Below are 16,818 nucleotides of genomic sequence, written 5' to 3'. Positions count from 1 at the left end.
TTCGCCCTTTAGATTCCGTATCTTTCTATTTTTCGATATAAGCTAGCCCGATGGATCCCCAAAAGCTCAGCTGCCTCTTTTCTATTTCCATCTGTTTTTTCCAAAGCTCTCGCAATCATCCTTTTCTCAGCGGATTCCACTTCCGCCTGCAGGGAATAACTCTGCTCATTCTCCTCTTGATCTCCCTCATGATATAACTCTTCTGCCACATCTTTTTGCCGCAAATAAACAGGAAGGTGATGCACATGAATAACCGTTCCTTCCACAACATTCATCGCTCTCTCCAGCACATTCTCTAGCTCCCGAATATTCCCTGGCCAATCATACTCCATGAATATGTCCCTTACCCTCGCGTCTAATGAAAGAACACGACTACCAAACTCCTCATTCAATTTCCGAATTAAAAATTCCGTTAAATGTACCATATCTTCCTTTCGTTCTCTTAGCGGAGGAATATCAATCGCAAACACATGTAACCTATAATATAAATCCTCTCTAAACTCCCCACTTTGCACCATTTCACGGAGATTTCGATGCGTTGCCGCAATAAAACGGACATCAATCTTTTGCGTTTTTGTCCCGCCGATTCTTTCAATTTCTTTCTCTTGCAGCACCCGAAGCAACTTCACCTGCATGTCCAAAGACATATCGCCAATCTCATCTAAAAACAACGTTCCCTTATGAGCCAGCTCAATCTTTCCAGGTTTACCGCCCTTTTTCGCTCCGGTAAAAGCACCCTCTTCATACCCGAACAATTCAGCCTCTAAAAGATCCCTCGGAATCGCAGCACAATTCAACCGAATAAACGCACCATCAGCACGCGGACTCGCATAATGAACCGCATTAGCAAAAAGCTCCTTCCCCGTTCCGCTCTCTCCTCTTATCAAAACCGTAGACCGACTTTTTGAAACCTTCAAAGCCATCATTTTCACTTCTTCCATTTTCGCACTCTCACCTACAATACTTTGAAACGAAAACCTACCTTCTTGTAGTCGCTTTAACTCAGTTTGATAATATGATAACTTCGATTCCATTTCGCTAATCTGATCCGCCAAAGCTTTAAACTGCTGGATATCATGAAACATGATTTTACCAATCGCACCAATAACCTTCCCTTCCTTCATAACAGGAATACGATTTGCAATAACATTCTGACTATTAACACGCTGAATATGCCCAATTTCCACCTGTCCCGTCTTCACAATAATATGCATCCGCGTATTCTCAACAACCTCCGTACAATGCTTCCCAATCGCTTCCTTCGGATCATCAATCCCTAAAAATTGCGCATAAGCACCACTAAAAAAATTGATGATTCCTTTCTCATTCACCCCTATAATACATTCAGACAGTAAATTCAAAGCATTTTCATACCGGCTAATAGCACTTTCCAAAGACGATATGCTTTTCCCCTTATTTTCTAGAATGACAATCGATCCGTCTTCTTTCCCGCTCTTATATACAGGAGATTCATTCACAGTGAACACTTGGTTACCAATCTTGCACTCGTACTGGTGCAAACTATCATTTTGATTTACTACTAGATTTTTACGATTAGGGATAATCGTCGATATGTGTTTACCTATTATTTCATTCTCTGTTTTGTTGAACATGCTGCAGAATGATGGATTGCTGAATGTGATTGTTCCATCATGGCTTGTAACAGCGATTCCGTTATTCATTATCTGAAGAACCTGGCTGGTTAATTGTAAATTTCCTCCTTTATCCATGTGCATTTGGAAGCCTCCCTATTGAATCTTGCTCTTTCTCGTATGTAATATATCCATTTTACAACACCTTGTGAAATAGTTGGGCGATTTCAAGCCAATATATGCTTTAGAGGTTAAGCTGAGCTTTAGTCATCATGTACCTCAACTAAAAAGATTCGCTCCTGAAAACCACCGCGTTTTTCTGCTTTTTGTTTCCGTACTTTTTCCACATCTTTAAGCGTTACACCTTCATACTGTGCTAGTGCGTTTATGAGTTCTAATAAGTCTGCTAGTTCTTCTACTTTATGCTCCTTACTTTCTGCTTCTAAATACTCCGTTAACTCTTCTCCTATTTTCTTGCCTATTTCTTCTATGTATTCTTTTTCATTTAGTATTCTTGTTATTGGTGTTTTTCCGTTATGTTTGATTATTTCTGGGATGTGGTCGCGGATTAGTTTGTTGTGGGTTGGCATTTGAATTCCTCCGATGTTTTTTGATTTATTATTATCTTACATGAAAATCAGCTATTAAAAGATAAGGAATTCTTAAAATCTACTGAGAAGAGAAATCGAATGTTTGCTATAAAACGCAGATATTCATCTATATTATAAAATGTTATGGATCGGTTTCTGAATGAGGAGGCTTCAAGACATGAAGAAGTGATCAGAGCCCCTCATAATCACAATTTTTCTTATGCTATTGGGTGTATTTGCATGGGCGCATAATGGATAATTTTTTGAAATCTAAAAGTGACAACAAGCTATCACGAAAGGTAGAAAACCTAATGATATAACTAGCGCTGAAGGAGTTATTATCGACCCTATGTACAAAATGACTCACCAAAAGTAATGGCCAACTAGAAAAATGGTTTTATCGCTATGTCTTCTGATAATATAAAAAAGCTTCGCCAACTACTAGTAAATGACAGTGATATGCTAGCAGACAAAGAAAAGTACAGCGGAATTTTAGATCGTTGGGAAAAAGACGATTTCTCACAAGCTGTCGAGGAGCATAGTGATATATGGAAACGAGCAGTTGGAAACACGCATGGGAAGGCGTATCGTTTAGCTACTTCAGAAGAAGAGAAATCGTATCTTGAGGAACAGAGTACAAAAGAGCAAAGGAAAGAAAAGAATTAAAGTAGCTATCTACGCTCTCTCAAATTAAAAAGGCATTCTAACAAATTGAGGATACATTTTTATCCTTATATATTCTTCATTGCCACCTTCAAATATTGCTCTTCTTCCTTTGTTAGCAACGCAGGGAATTCGGCTAATGAGATTTCACTCTATAAAACCATCACTATCAAAATGATTATCAAAACTAGAGGCTATCCTATGGGCATTCCCTTTTGAATTGTGTTCAAGACTTATTTTTTTGCCTACATAGCTAGTTTGAAAATTTCGATCTAATATTTTTATATAATTAATAACAGGATCGCCTTCAACTACAAAATTCTTACATAAAGATTTATATTTATTAATTTCTGAGCAACTTATCATTCCTTCCTCTGGTTCATCAACTACTGTTAGTATTCCCGATGAGCTAAACGTAACACCTGAAACTTCAATATTATCACGTTGTAAAGCTAATAATATAACTTTTTGGACTAACGCTCCTGCTTTTGAATGTCCAGTTAAACTAATTTCAATATTTCGAGAAAATTTTTGGTGCATTAATTGAAAAAATACAGATGCCCAATCGCTTTGCTTTAAGTCTTCCGTAAAAAAATCATTATTAGTTGTTTTGCCGTTCTCTTTCAAATCTTTTAATAATTGATTAACTTTTTTCAAATTAGTACCTCTATATGCTATAACCATATCAGTTTTAAATCCTGTACCAGGTTGGATGCTATTTTTAATGAATGCAAATGCATCTAACTCAGGATTTTTATAATTGGATTTTTTTAGAGCTTTTTCTCCTTCCGAGGATTTCAACAAACTTTGTACTGAATGGAGTACTGACCAATTTTTTAAAATATTTTTATAATCAATTCCTGAACTTATAAGATTAGAGTAAAATTCAATAAGTTCTCTGTCTAACCTTTCCAAAGTTCTAGTGAATTTATGTAATTCAATAGGAAGAATATGTTGATCTCTTAATGAATTCAATTCCTCAGTAATTTCATCAAAATATGCTAGCTGACTTAACAAACGATACTCTAGATCTGTAACTTCAGGCATCTCACGAACCTCTCTTCTTGAATTTTACATTTAATTTTAGATTAATAGAATAGTTCCGATATTGGTAACTATAATATTATTCTATCAAACGCTTTTTCATTGTTATCACAACATAGTATAAAATTTCTTTATACTATTATATACTTTGATAATGTTAAGTTAACATCTTTCCCTTCTAAAATGATAGACTTAGATAGATACGAAAGTAACACGATTTTCAAGAAGTACCCTTGTATCATTAATAATAAAGTTTAAAACAATCGTTCCTTTACTTTCACCATACTTGTTTAGGTAAATTGAAAAACATTCATATCTCTATTTTCATATTCTTTCGCTTTTATTGTGTCATAAAGTGAAGACGATTATTAAAAAACCTCCTCATCCCAAACCAGATGTACAAAAAGGACAGTCCTGCATTAGAAATATACATGTAAGAACTGCCCTTTACTGTGCCTATCTAGTTATAATATCTCTGTTGTTTACAACTCTCTCTCAATTTCCTCGTCCAAAATCGCCTTACGTTTTTCCCAATCAGGCATCATTGCATGAAGCATGTTATAGAATTTATCACTGTGATCATTGTATTTAAAGTGAATCATTTCATGTAAAATAACATATTCAATGCAATATTTCGGCGCTTTAATCAGCTCTGAGTTAAGTAAGCTAGTATTTGCACCAACTAAAGCAGATCCCCAACGTGCTTTCATAACTCGCATCTCAATTCTTGGTTTTTCAATGTCATACTTTTTCATGAGTGGGTACAGCTTGTCCAATAATTCATCGAAAGTCTTTTTCGCTTTGTTTCGATACCATTCTTCCATTAACTTGGCTTTCTGACGATAATCTTGTATATCTCTTGCCAATAAATAAATAAATAAAACCTCGAAAATATTTCACCACTTCTTCATCTTTCGTTTCCTGCACTCGTAAACGATACTGCTTGCCAAGATACTTAAAAGATTCACCACTGACATATTCCCTCTCACTTTGCTTGTAAGGTTGAACAGTTTCCAACTGTTTCACATGTTTGATAATCCAAGCTCCCTATCTCCTCCAAAACCACCTTAAACAACACCGAAGAATTCCTCACAACCAAATCCAAAGGCAACTCTTTAAACTCTTCTCCTTTTCCAACCATCACATTCCCCTGCTCATAATCAATCCTGATTTGAACATCTTGAACAGAATAACTCTTAATAGAAGACGCCTCATCCAAATTAAAGTGATCTAGTTCGACTTTCACTTGTTTCGCAAATCGACGCAGTGTTTTCCAAAGAGCTCGTTCTTCTTTCGACTTCATAAATAATTCTGGAAGCTCTTGTACTTCTTTTAACAGTGACATACTTGTTAGCATATATATCTGAATTCCATACCCCACTGGACGAATGAGATGTTCAAGCTTTTTCCATGGCTCTAGTTCGAAATAAACATACTCATTTTCTTTTTTGCTAGACAGCTCATTCATTTGATTCTCTCTGTTTATATGGATATCTTTAATTTTTGCCACATATTGAATCCCACCGTTTTCTCCATACCATTTTTTTGGTACATATAAGGCTATGTATTTCGTTTCTTGCCAACTAGGTTTTAATTCTGAAACAGGAATTTGATAGAAACCTTCTTTCATATATGCTTCATAATCTTTTTCGTTTTTCACACTACCGACTAATACCTTTTCGTCTAAAGAGGATTGCCATTCTTCTTTTGTTCCTCTTGGAAGGATTCCTTCTCTTATAATCTCTTCTGGGCTTTTTTCGATGAGGTGATTGAGAAATTGTTCTACTAGTGTTGTTGCGTTTGGTAAGAATGGGAATCCACCAATGTTTACTTTTTCAATGCTTTTATAAAAAGGATGGTGCTCATATTCTTCCTCTTGATTCCATGGGAATAATACATAAGCTCCGTAGGCTGTTCGCTCAAACGGTCCACCTTGGTCTACTACTAATGCATCTCGATATCGGTGCATTGTATTAATGTCTTCTTCCATAGGTCCAGGCGTTCCATACTGTCTTTCATAATGGGAATCACTTTTGGCAAAATCAATTCGATATTTAGCATCAAAAATGTATTGATATTGATAGTTCTTCCCCTTCTTCTCAATAGCGAGCATCGTATCCGGCTTTTGCGTGACCGTTGGCAATGCTTTGTTTCTTTTTTGAAAATAAAGTTCAATCACTTCATCTGTTTCTGGGTGCCGAAATACTCTTTTTGCTGTTTTACTTTCATCAAGCGTTACATATAATCCATCTTGCCGAACTTTAATAATATCTTGATCCACTGTTTCATATTTTTTAGATAGAATTTGTCCAAGCTTTAAATACGTCCAATACTCATATAATCTCGCGACGTCTTTGACAGACATTTTAAAGATTTGTCCTCTTAGTGTTAAGCCTCTCGATAACATTAGAAAAATTTGATACGCATCTCTATAACCAGATGCCATTTGAATAACAAGAGAAAAGACGGAGCGATCTAATTTTCCGATCCTATTCCAAAATGGATCATTCAATTCATTTTTCATTCGAGATTTCATTTTTCTTACGTTTTGATTCAACTCATCGTCAATTGGTAAACTCTTAAATCCATTATCCTTTTCCAACGATTTCAGTAGATCATCGATTTTATGTACGACTCTCTGAACCATCCACTTAACAAACCTATTTTCCAATGTATCGTACGTTACTTCCTTATAAGCTGTAATGCCTTTTGATGGAACCATGTTTTTCCCTACTTCTTGAAACAAGTGAGGTCTTTTTCGTAAGTAATTCATTCCAACAGAATCTAGCCTACGAATCTTCTCTCCTTGTACGAGCTGATGTCGAGTAGTAAGTGTATGGTGCGGTTGCCTTTTAATATGAGAAATTGCCTTCATAAATCTATGAAACGAGTCGTTTAAAATTCGATAAAACTCACTTTTAGATGGATTCGTCGCATAGATTGTTGATGCTCCTAAGTAAGTTCTTTTCAATAAATGAAATGCCAAATTATAAAATCTCATCGTTCACTTCTTCCAATAGCGCTCGATAGTCATCTTTGTAATCGAGCTTTGATGGAAAAATCTCTAATGTAACTGTTAGTAGAGTTTTTTTATCATCCCGGACTTCAAATGTTGTATATCCTACTTCATTTGGAAATGAGAGATTCCCCATTAATAGTTTCAATGAACCCATTTGATTAGAGCTGATTGCCTTTCGAAGAGATGGATGCTCATGATAAAAAGATAACTCCCTATCATTTTTAGGGACGATAACGAGTTGATAACTCCTATTCTCGAAAAAGATAGGAGGGTGCTCGCCTAGTTCGCTAAGTTTTTGCAACCGAGCATTATATACCAAAGTTGATTCTACTTCTTCAGACACATGAAAATGCATCATTTCATCTGAAGCAATTGATTGGTGTTTTTTTAAGCTCTCATATTTTTCATGATAGGGATTCCCTTTGATAGTCAATGACAAATCCGCTGTTTCAATCTTAACTAGTTCTATATCACTATTAGATCCAGAAAGAGGTGAAGCCATCGTACTCGAACCTCCTTAACATATGAGACAGCTTTTTAGCAGAACGAGGATACTTCGCATAAGACATCACATCTTCATTATCAAACTCTTGATTTGTACATAGCGTATACAATTTCTTTAATGCCTCTTCTGTTCTCCCATCACTTCCTGCAATACGTGGTAAGATCTTTTGATATATTTGATAGTCTAACGCCTCATCAAACGATAATAGTTCACTTTTTTCATTGTAAGCCATGTAAAAACAAATTTCGTCACGTATCCGGTACCCAACTTGTGTTCCAATCAATTCAAGAATCTCATTCATTTCAATTAAAATATGAGATACTTTCTTCACGAGATCTTTATTAAGCTGAAAACATTCTTTTAAATGAAGAAACTTGGCTGCCAAGGAACTATTAGAAACACACATTTCCTGTACTTCTTCTACATCCATTAAAAACTCAAAAGAATCTAACTTCACTTGATTAAATTCAATTGTATTTGCACGATCCAACACCTTTTTACTTAATGGATATGTCGTTTCATCCATATTGATCGTTCCAACGACGTACACATTTGATGGAATCGTAATTCGTTCCCCAACAATTGATTCTGGAAGAACAGCCGATGTAACACATACTCCCTTCTCCCATCTACGACTTTCAATGACACTTAGAAAATCACTAAAATAGTACTCTATGCGAGCTAAATTCATCTCATCGAGTACAACAAAATAAGGCTTGTCCGGATTCTCTGTTGCTTTTTTCAGAACTTGAATTAACGGCCTTTCCTGAAATTCACCTTGAATATTCACGTAACCAAGTAAGTCAGAACTATCGCTCCAGTCAGGGCGCACGGGAATAAGCGTGAACTGTCCATTTTCCTCAGTTGCACCTAAACTTTCAGCAAACCACTGGACAATTTTGGTTTTCCCTGTCCCTGAAATACCAGATAAAATAACAAAGGGTTTCGTCTTTAAGGAAAAGACAAAGTTAATAATATCTTGTCTATCGTAATAGAAACCTTTGCTTTTCATATAAGAAGAGACATGATCTACCATTTCTTTCTCGTTCAAATCTATTTCTTTTCTCTCGGAAACCATCGCAGGCTCAGCCCCTTTCTCTCTAAAAGCAATATATCGCTCATAATAGCTAAGCATCTCTTTTAAATCTTCTACTAGTTCTGCCTCACTTGGCATTTCGTCAACATCATATGGAATGTATGCCGCTGTAGAATGTGCATAGCCCTTCGCTTTTGGACTTGTACCAAGGAAAATATCATCATCTTTTTTTATTTTTTTAGACATATGTATATATTGACGGATCCCAGACTTAATCTTTTCCATTTCCTTTTTAGCAGTTTTAGTTACTCCTTGGGCTATCGTTAAATACAACTGCTTCATATTTTCACTAAATAAATAAACGATATAATACCCATTCTGCGTCGATGTCGTAATATCTTTATTCATAATAGCGATCCATGGAACAGCTGCCCAAAGTCCTTTTCCAACAGAACCTGTTACACTGTACTGGTTATCATCTATAAAAGATAAACGAGTAAATTCTTTGGGCATGTCATCTCTGACAAATGAAGCTAGTTTATTCCCTCCTGAACTCTCTCTTTTAGCACCTAAATACTCTTGCATTATTTTTAAAAAGCCTTCACGTAAATTACTACTCATACTACCGCCCTTTTCACTATTCTCTGTTAAATATTGTTCAACCAGAATCCACTCATCATTAATTAATCCTACTTTTTCAAGCCACATTAACAAATTATGAGTGCGTTCCTTGGCTACTGATTCAACCATTAAATTATCTCCTCGTGAATTTCGGACGATCGTCATTCCTAAATTCACTAAAGCCTCTTTCTTCTCAGGATTTGAATAACTACGTAAGAGATCAAGTATAAATAGGGCAATTTGAAAATATTCCTGTTTTAAAATCAAATTGCGAATAAAGGCATCCTTATTTTTCGATTCAATATATTCATTTAATAGCGGGGTATGAATCTCATGATCATCATTCAAAAAACCTAACAATCTCAAATCTTGACGTCCTTTAGACTTAATCCTATATAAATTCCCTGTAGTTTGGTGACTTAAATTTTTCGGATCATATGTATTATCTATTACCTCTTCTAAAAAAGTGATCACTTTATGATATTGCTCACATGGCAGATCATCTGTTTGAAATTCTGTAAGTGTACTAGATTTTGAGTTAGTCACATTCACAAAAGGAAGTTGTGAAAAGAAAACCATCAAAAAGGCATTGTGCTTACTTGTTTGTCCTAAATCTTCACTCGTTACCGCACGTATATTTATGAACTTTTGCCAAGCTTGCTGAAGAGTCTCAATAGTTACCATAAAATATGGCTGTGATTCTTCTCCTCTTTCGTACTTCTCACGTAAAAGTTCTGTTTCAACGTATAGTCCTTCATCATCTGTCTTTATAATCAAATAAGATTTACTATTGTTTATATCATTAACATGATTGATTACTTTAGCAAATTCAATTATGAGTTGATCTAACATTTTTACCCCCATAGTTACAATTAATTACAATTACTACTATTTTAACAAACAACTATCTACAAAAGAAAAATCATACGCTACCCCGTATGATTGAATAACTTCTTGCACCTCATTATTTAAAGTACCCGTTCATCATTCCCCGACTCCCGAACCATACACTACCCCCTCATACACCTCACTCTTCTGCTCCAAAAAACGTTTCGTCTCCCCACTATTCTTATAAAAAGAACTCCAACCCTTCTCTTTCAAAATACTTTTCCATGTATCCGTTTTAACCATTTTGCTGATGGCTTCATCCCAATAAGCAACCTCCTCTTCCGCCATATCAGGAGGCCCCATAACCCCTTTCCAGTGTTGAAACACGACATCAATGCCTTGTTCTTTCCAAGTTGGAACGTCTGGCAGTTCTTTCAACCTTTCGGGAGAGGATACAGCTAAAATCTTCACTTTTCCTGCTTTATATTGTTTTTCTGCTTCTGATAAGGTCAAAGTCGCCACATCAATTTGCTTATCAATTACAGCGTTTATCACGTTCTCTTTATCTTCATAGACGAAAAAATTAAGCTCTGCTGGGTTGATTCCAGATGCTTTACTTACTTGTACAAATGATAAGTGATCGTCATTACCTAAGCCGGGGGCAACGCCGATTTTCATCCTATTTTTGTCTTTCTTCAGTCTTTCCATTAACTCTTTTGCGTTGTTTATACTAGTCTCTTTTGATACAACAACGACTTCCCATTCAGCCGCTAAAGTAGCAATCGGTGTGAAATCTTTATATGTTAGCTTACTGTGACCTAATAGATGATTCGTTATGAGTAAGCTCGAATTGATCGCAAGTACATGACCGCCTTTTTTCTTTGTATATTTCCATCCTACGTCACCGCTGCCGCCTACTTTGTTCGTTACAGCAATTGGTTTTGTGAAAATGTTCTCCTCTTGCAACGTTTTTTGCATCGCCCGGGCAGTTAAGTCCCACCCTGCACCTGCAACATTAGGCGCAATGAATTCCACTTGATCTATGTCTATTTTGTTAGTAGCTTGGGGCTTTTCTAAAGAACATCCCGCTGTTGCCCCGGCAAGTAGCCATATGAATGCTAACAATCTTTTTTTCATGATTCCTATCCCCCGTTGCTTATACCTTTTCATACAAGGCGATACTTTCGTTCTGGACGCCCGATAATGCCATATGTATACTCTACTGTGCATTCATTCGTCGCAACTAAATACTCCAAATATCTTCTTGCGGTTGTTCTTGAGGCTCCCATCTGTTCCCCCATTTCTTCTATTGTAATGCCATCTTCTAAATCCCGTATGATCGTTTTTACCTTTTGTAACGTTAGCGGATCAACACCTGTAGGTAAGTTTTTCTGAGTAGTATCGTTTGTTTGTGCAGTGCCAAAAAACATGTCAACTAACGGCTGATTGACTTCACTCTGGCTATTTAATAGTTGCTTCTTTTTCTTATAATCTTCAATAGTACGAACAAATTTTTCGAGCGTAACAGGTTTAATCAAATAATTACATACTCCGTTTCGAATCGCCTTTTCTAACATACTTTTTTCATTAGCTGCGGTAACCATAATCACATCAACGTATGGAAACTTTACGTGAATCTTCGGCAACAAGTCTGTACCATTTCCATCTGGTAAATAAATATCTAATAAAAGCAAATCAACTTCTTCTTTTTCTAACAGTTCCATTGCTTCTTTTGTATTTAACGCTTTCCCGACAACTCTTATATCTTTTATTGTTGATAAAAAGCCTTCCTGAATTTGTGCTACTCGGAAGTCGTCTTCTACAATTGCAACCTTCAACATATGTACATCCCCTTCTATTCTATCTATTCTCATCTAATTTTTTAGGAAGATAGATTGTAAAAATAGCTCCCCCGTTTTTTGAGTTAGTGATTTCAATCGTTCCTTGCAGAGAATCCACCATTTCCTTCACATTCGCTAATCCGTAACCGCGATTGTTTCCTTTCGTGGAAAAACCTTTTTCAAAGATCGTATCTATTTTTTCGCTTGGCACTCCTATCCCATTGTCTATCACTTCAAAGACAACATCATTACCAATATCAGTAACAAAAAAAGAGACATACTTTTCAGGTTGGTTGCTTACCGCATCAAATGCATTGTCAATAATGTTTCCAATGATGGTGATAAGATGTGAGATTTCAATATGATCTGGCAATGGATTAAGCGTGCTATCGCTTTCAATATTGAACTGAATTTTCTTCTCAGACGCTGTCCCCAGTTTCCCGAGTAGAATAGCCTGCATCTTCGTATCAAGAATTTGATGAAATAAAATATGATTCTGACTTTGGTGAATACTGGATTCTTGTTGGATAAATTCAAATGCTTCCGCATAATGGCCTAATTGAAGTAAACCAGATAACACAAAAAGCTTATTTGTGAATTCATGCGTTTGAGCACGTAAATCTTCTGAGTATTTCCTCACCTCAGAGATTGTATCAATTAATTTTTGTAACTCTGTTTTATCTCGGAAGCTGCATACAACGCCAACAGTTTGGATATTTTCCACTATAGGTGTCATATTTAAGATAAACACTTTATCTTTAAACCGGATTTCTTGATTGTTTTCCATAATACCCATCTCAAGAACCCTTATCATATGAGAATCCGGAAAAACTTCCGTAATATGTCGGTGCAGATAATCATTATCTACATCCAACATATCCTTCGCAGAAGTATTCATCATCGTAATGAGCCCTTTTTGGTCGATGGCAATGATCCCTTCTTTTATAGATAACAGTATCGCATTACGCTCTCGGTACAACGAAGCAATTTCATTCGGCTCAAGACCTAGCGTATCTTTCCGAATGCTTCGTGCTAAAAGCACCCCTCCAACTATTCCAACTAGCAAAACAGCTAACGAGAAGAGAATAATCTCTTTCGTTCGGTTCAATATATTGGACTGGATCCCTTTTTTCAGAAACTCTACTGTAACGACTCCTACTACTTGATCATAGTCCCCATAATCCACAATGATTGGTGCTTTTGCCATTAATGCAGGACCAGTTGTTCCGGTTCCTTCTAGCGTATAGTATCCTCCAAAACTGAGTGCTTGATCGTTATATAGATTGGATCTTTTTCTACCTATCCAATTGGGGTCGGAGTGTGAATAAATAACTCCATGACGATCTTCTACGATTACATTATCTGCGCCCGCTTGTTCACGAACTTGTTCAGCAATTGGCTGGATGTGAATGTTAGAATTTCCAGTGCGAAATACTTCTTTTATCTCCGGCATAAAAGAAATAGATTTTGCTGTCTGCAGGGCTAGCTGTTCAACTTGGCGTTTCGTATCAACAGACTGGATGTAAACAAATATTCCTGACAAAAGAAAAACAACAAATAAAATGAGCGTAATAATTAAAGTGAGTATCTTCGTTTGCAATGAAACTTTAAGCGATTTATTCATGTTTGCACCCTTTAACCAAAAATGATCTACACAATTGGACATTTAAAAGAATATTCTAAAATATTAATCTCCTGTTTAATTATTATGATAAAATCCACCATTAATCAACCTTTTTATAACACGAATCTTATTTGGATATAATTGGATTTATTTTTAATCAAAGGAACGTGAATAACGGTATCTAACACAAACTAGATACCTAGAAAAGCAAAGATTCCTCATCTTTTCGAAAATAGAAACGTTCGTGTACACAAAGTACAAAAAGAACAAAATTTTCATTATATTGCGATTAATTTGACAGAATATTATAATTCTTTTTATATTGAATCCGCTTTCATTTTTATTTCATGATGATGTTTTTCAAATGTAGAAAAAGAAATTTGTTCAACGGGAGGTTTTAATCATGTCTCAATCTATTGAGCGCGCAAATACAAGGCGCATCACAGGAAATATCTTTAAAGGTTCAATTGGAAACCTGATTGAATGGTACGACTGGTATGTCTATTCTGCTTTCGCCGTGTATTTCTCAGCAGAGTTCTTCCCTAAGGGAGATCCGACTAGTCAACTGCTTAACACCGCAGCTATCTTTGCCGTCGGCTTCTTGATGCGCCCACTAGGAAGCTTATTGATGGGGCGTTATGCTGATCGTTATGGTCGGCGTGCTGCATTGACACTTTCTATCACTATTATGGCTGGTGGTTCTCTCATTATTGCCTGTACGCCAGGTTATAGCACGATTGGTATAATGGCCCCTATTATTCTCGTTCTTGCACGTCTACTTCAAGGATTATCATTAGGTGGAGAGTACGGAACCTCCGCTACATATCTATCCGAAATGGCTAGTAGCGGTCGCCGTGGTTTCTACTCGAGCTTTCAATACGTAACACTTGTTGCAGGACAGCTGGTCGCACTTGGTGTTCAGATCGTTCTCCAGCAAATACTAAGCGAGCCGGATATGACATCTTGGGGCTGGCGTATTCCCTTCATTATCGGAGCAATGGGAGCAGTAGCTGTATTGTGGCTGCGCCGTACGATGGATGAGTCAGAGCAGTTCTCAAAAATGGATTCTGAAAGTCGCGCGAGCGCTGGAACCATTCGGGCTCTGATGAAACACCCTAAGGCAGTATTGACAGTAGTCGGGCTAACGCTCGGTGGAACTGTTGCCTTCTATACTTACACGACGTATTTACAGAAATTCATGGTGAATACTGTAGGCCTTCCTAAGGAAGTTGTCAGCTGGATTAACTTTATCGCCCTATTGGTATTCGTCGTACTTCAACCACTCGCTGGTATGTTATCCGATCGAGTTGGACGACGCCCGCTACTAATTGGTTTCGGCATCCTCGGGACTTTACTGACGGTGCCATTGTTCCTAATTATGGAGCAAACGACATATCCTATTGTCGCTTTCTTGCTTATGATGGTCGGTCTTATTATTGTTACTGGTTATACTTCCATCAATGCAATCGTGAAAGCCGAACTCTTCCCAACTGAAATCCGTGCCCTTGGCGTGGGATTCCCTTACGCAATTACTGTCGCGGTATTCGGCGGAACGGCGGAGTTCATCGCGTTATGGCTGAAGAGCATTGGACACGAATCGCTTTTCTACTTCTATGTAGCTGGTTGTATTGCAATAAGCTTCATCACCTATTGGCGTATGGGCGAGTCTTCGAAAACCTCTCACATCGAGGCTGAACTGGATGATGAAAATACATTAGCTGCTCGCAAGTCTGGTTCTAGGCACTCTTAAATAGCATAAATGTCTAAAACAAAGATTCACTCTAAAAAGCCCCTTGATAAATAAACTGCCCCTGATTGTTAATTATGTGTGACAATCAGGGGCAATTAGAATGAGGGCTCTTTTGCTATATCAATCAAAAATCCGAACCATTTTTTCTTTCTAAGCTTCCCCAACAATTTTCTCAAGCACTTTATTTTCTAATGTACCAAGCAAAGTATCTGATAGTTTTCTAGGACATGGTGCATGATTTACAATATTCATAGAGATATAACCATCTTCAATTAATATAATTCGATCTGCTAATCGTACTGCTTCTCTCACATCATGTGTCACCAAAATGGTTGTAAATTTATTCTTTAGCCATATTGTTTCAATTAAATTTTGCATTTCAAGTCTCGTCAGTGCATCTAAAGCACTAAGCGGTTCATCTAATAGTAATAGAGTTGGTTCATGAACAAGTGCTCTCGCTAATGCAACACGTTGTTTTTGACCACCTGATAACGTGGCAGGCCATTCTTTTTTTAAAGAAAGTAGGCCAACAGCTTCTAATGCTTCCTCTGCCTTTCGTTCCCAATCATCTTTTATTCCTAACGCAACGTTATTTATAACTTTCTCCCAAGGTAACAACCTAGAATCTTGATACATCATTGTCACTTTTACTTTTGAATCTTTTACTGAAACATTATTAAATAATAATTCTCCCGAAGTTTGCGTTTCTACTCCTGCAATTAGTCGTAGTAGTGTACTTTTTCCACTTCCACTTTTCCCGACTACTGCAACAAATTCTCCTGAATGAATGTTTAAATTGATTCCTTTTAATACCTCTGTTTGTTCAAATCTTTTCTCTACATGTTTTAAACTAATTTGAACACCACTTTCTATTCCTTCCGAAACTTCAAGTTCAGTCGCTGCCTTTGACATATACTCCCTCCTATTGTTTCCTGTAATTCGGATGCCATCTAAGCGCTTTTCTTTCCCCCCAGTACGCTAATAAATCTGCCGTTTTTCCAAATAGGGCATATAGTACAATACTAATAATGATAATATCCGCCTGCATGAATTCCCTTGCATTTGTAGCTAAATAACCGATTCCTCTTTGCGTAGCTAATGTTTCTGCAACGATAAGAGTTAACCACATCACACCAAGCGCATAGCGCACTCCTAAAAAAATAGATGGTAACGCTCCTGGTAATAATATTTTTGTAAACTGCTGCCATCTATTTAATCCATACATTTTCCCCATCTCAATAAACCCTGGGTCAACTGTACGAATGCCATGATACGTATTAATATAAACTGGAAACATAACACCAAGTGCAACTAAAAAGATTTTCGCGCCTTCATCTACTCCCATCCATATAATTACTAACGGTACTAGAGCAAGATGCGGCACATTTCGAATCATTTGAATTGTCGTATCTGAAATACGGTGCGAAACCTTAGATACCCCATTTGACACACCAAGCAAAAATCCGATCGTCCCGCCAATAATTGTCCCGATTAACGCCCGGCCTAAGCTCGCTTCCAAATGGTACAATAATTGTCCACTCGTTATTAATGCCCAAGCAGACTGCACTACCGTGAGTGGCGATGGAAATAAATTTGTCGATACAACTTCAAATGTAGAGATCAGCTGCCAAAGAATAAGCAAAATAACAGGGAGAATCCAAGGTAATACGTTATAAATAAATTTATTTCTCATTATACTCTCCCC

At 36.9% G+C, this 16,818-nt stretch carries 13 protein-coding genes and 1 pseudogene; 2 read left to right on the top strand and 12 right to left on the bottom strand.

The window, feature by feature from the left end; translation table 11 throughout:
- Positions 1-8: 8 nt before the first annotated feature.
- Complete coding sequence (locus tag LOK41_RS14575; protein WP_241817166.1) at positions 9-1,736, bottom strand: sigma 54-interacting transcriptional regulator; 1,728 nt, start codon at positions 1,734-1,736, stop codon at positions 9-11.
- A gap of 119 nt (positions 1,737-1,855) precedes the next feature.
- The gene (locus LOK41_RS14570) at positions 1,856-2,182 is read right to left on the bottom strand and encodes a nucleoside triphosphate pyrophosphohydrolase (RefSeq protein WP_241817165.1); all 327 of its coding nucleotides are present in this window, start codon (positions 2,180-2,182) and stop codon (positions 1,856-1,858) included.
- A 405-nt stretch (positions 2,183-2,587) separates the two neighbouring features.
- Here LOK41_RS14570 and LOK41_RS14565 point away from each other — a divergent pair, with 405 nt between their 5' ends.
- Positions 2,588-2,848: a DUF6241 domain-containing protein gene (locus LOK41_RS14565; protein ID WP_241817164.1), complete on the top strand. Its 261-nt coding sequence runs from the start codon at positions 2,588-2,590 to the stop codon at positions 2,846-2,848.
- A gap of 144 nt (positions 2,849-2,992) precedes the next feature.
- Here the strand turns inward: LOK41_RS14565 and LOK41_RS14560 are convergent, their stop codons facing one another.
- The 8 genes and pseudogenes from LOK41_RS14560 to LOK41_RS14530 all read right to left on the bottom strand — a co-directional run bounded on the left by LOK41_RS14560 (position 2,993) and on the right by LOK41_RS14530 (position 13,363).
- On the bottom strand, positions 2,993-3,892 hold the full coding sequence (locus LOK41_RS14560; RefSeq protein ID WP_241817163.1) for a hypothetical protein: 900 nt from the start codon (positions 3,890-3,892) through the stop codon (positions 2,993-2,995).
- A gap of 479 nt (positions 3,893-4,371) precedes the next feature.
- Entirely contained in the window at positions 4,372-4,755 is a 384-nt protein-coding gene (locus LOK41_RS14555) for a YgjP-like metallopeptidase domain-containing protein (protein WP_277818634.1), read from the bottom strand.
- Positions 4,670-4,915 (bottom strand): YgjP-like metallopeptidase domain-containing protein, encoded by a 246-nt coding sequence (locus LOK41_RS28985; protein ID WP_347269305.1) that lies wholly within the window; start codon positions 4,913-4,915, stop codon positions 4,670-4,672. Before LOK41_RS28985 ends, LOK41_RS14555 begins: the two co-directional genes overlap by 86 nt.
- Positions 4,875-7,410 (bottom strand): annotated as a pseudogene (locus LOK41_RS14550) (DUF2357 domain-containing protein). The gene LOK41_RS28985 and the pseudogene LOK41_RS14550 overlap by 41 nt, the downstream one beginning before the upstream one ends.
- Positions 7,385-9,922: an McrB family protein gene (locus LOK41_RS14545; protein ID WP_241817162.1), complete on the bottom strand. Its 2,538-nt coding sequence runs from the start codon at positions 9,920-9,922 to the stop codon at positions 7,385-7,387. Before LOK41_RS14545 ends, LOK41_RS14550 begins: the two are co-directional and overlap by 26 nt.
- 132 nt (positions 9,923-10,054) lie before the next feature.
- Complete coding sequence (locus LOK41_RS14540; RefSeq protein WP_241817161.1) at positions 10,055-11,035, bottom strand: tripartite tricarboxylate transporter substrate binding protein; 981 nt, start codon at positions 11,033-11,035, stop codon at positions 10,055-10,057.
- 29 nt (positions 11,036-11,064) lie between these two features.
- Complete coding sequence (locus LOK41_RS14535) at positions 11,065-11,739, bottom strand: response regulator (RefSeq protein WP_241817160.1); 675 nt, start codon at positions 11,737-11,739, stop codon at positions 11,065-11,067.
- Between the two features lie 19 nt (positions 11,740-11,758).
- Positions 11,759-13,363 (bottom strand): ATP-binding protein, encoded by a 1,605-nt coding sequence (locus tag LOK41_RS14530; RefSeq protein WP_241817159.1) that lies wholly within the window; start codon positions 13,361-13,363, stop codon positions 11,759-11,761.
- Positions 13,364-13,766: 403 nt separating this feature from the next.
- Here LOK41_RS14530 and LOK41_RS14525 point away from each other — a divergent pair, with 403 nt between their 5' ends.
- Entirely contained in the window at positions 13,767-15,113 is a 1,347-nt protein-coding gene (locus tag LOK41_RS14525) for an MFS transporter (protein WP_241817158.1), read from the top strand.
- Positions 15,114-15,263: 150 nt separating this feature from the next.
- On the opposite strand, the gene LOK41_RS14520 is transcribed toward LOK41_RS14525, so the two are convergent.
- Together LOK41_RS14520 and LOK41_RS14515 are read right to left on the bottom strand one after the other, a co-directional pair.
- The gene (locus LOK41_RS14520) at positions 15,264-16,025 is read right to left on the bottom strand and encodes an ATP-binding cassette domain-containing protein (RefSeq protein WP_241817157.1); all 762 of its coding nucleotides are present in this window, start codon (positions 16,023-16,025) and stop codon (positions 15,264-15,266) included.
- 10 nt (positions 16,026-16,035) lie between these two features.
- Complete coding sequence (locus tag LOK41_RS14515) at positions 16,036-16,806, bottom strand: ABC transporter permease subunit (protein WP_241817156.1); 771 nt, start codon at positions 16,804-16,806, stop codon at positions 16,036-16,038.
- Positions 16,807-16,818 lie beyond the last annotated feature (12 nt).

This window comes from Bacillus sp. TL12 (assembly GCF_022625245.1).
In the GTDB taxonomy this organism is placed as follows: domain Bacteria; phylum Bacillota; class Bacilli; order Bacillales; family Bacillaceae_G; genus Bacillus_A.
This window is presented reverse-complemented; position numbering and strand designations above follow the sequence as displayed.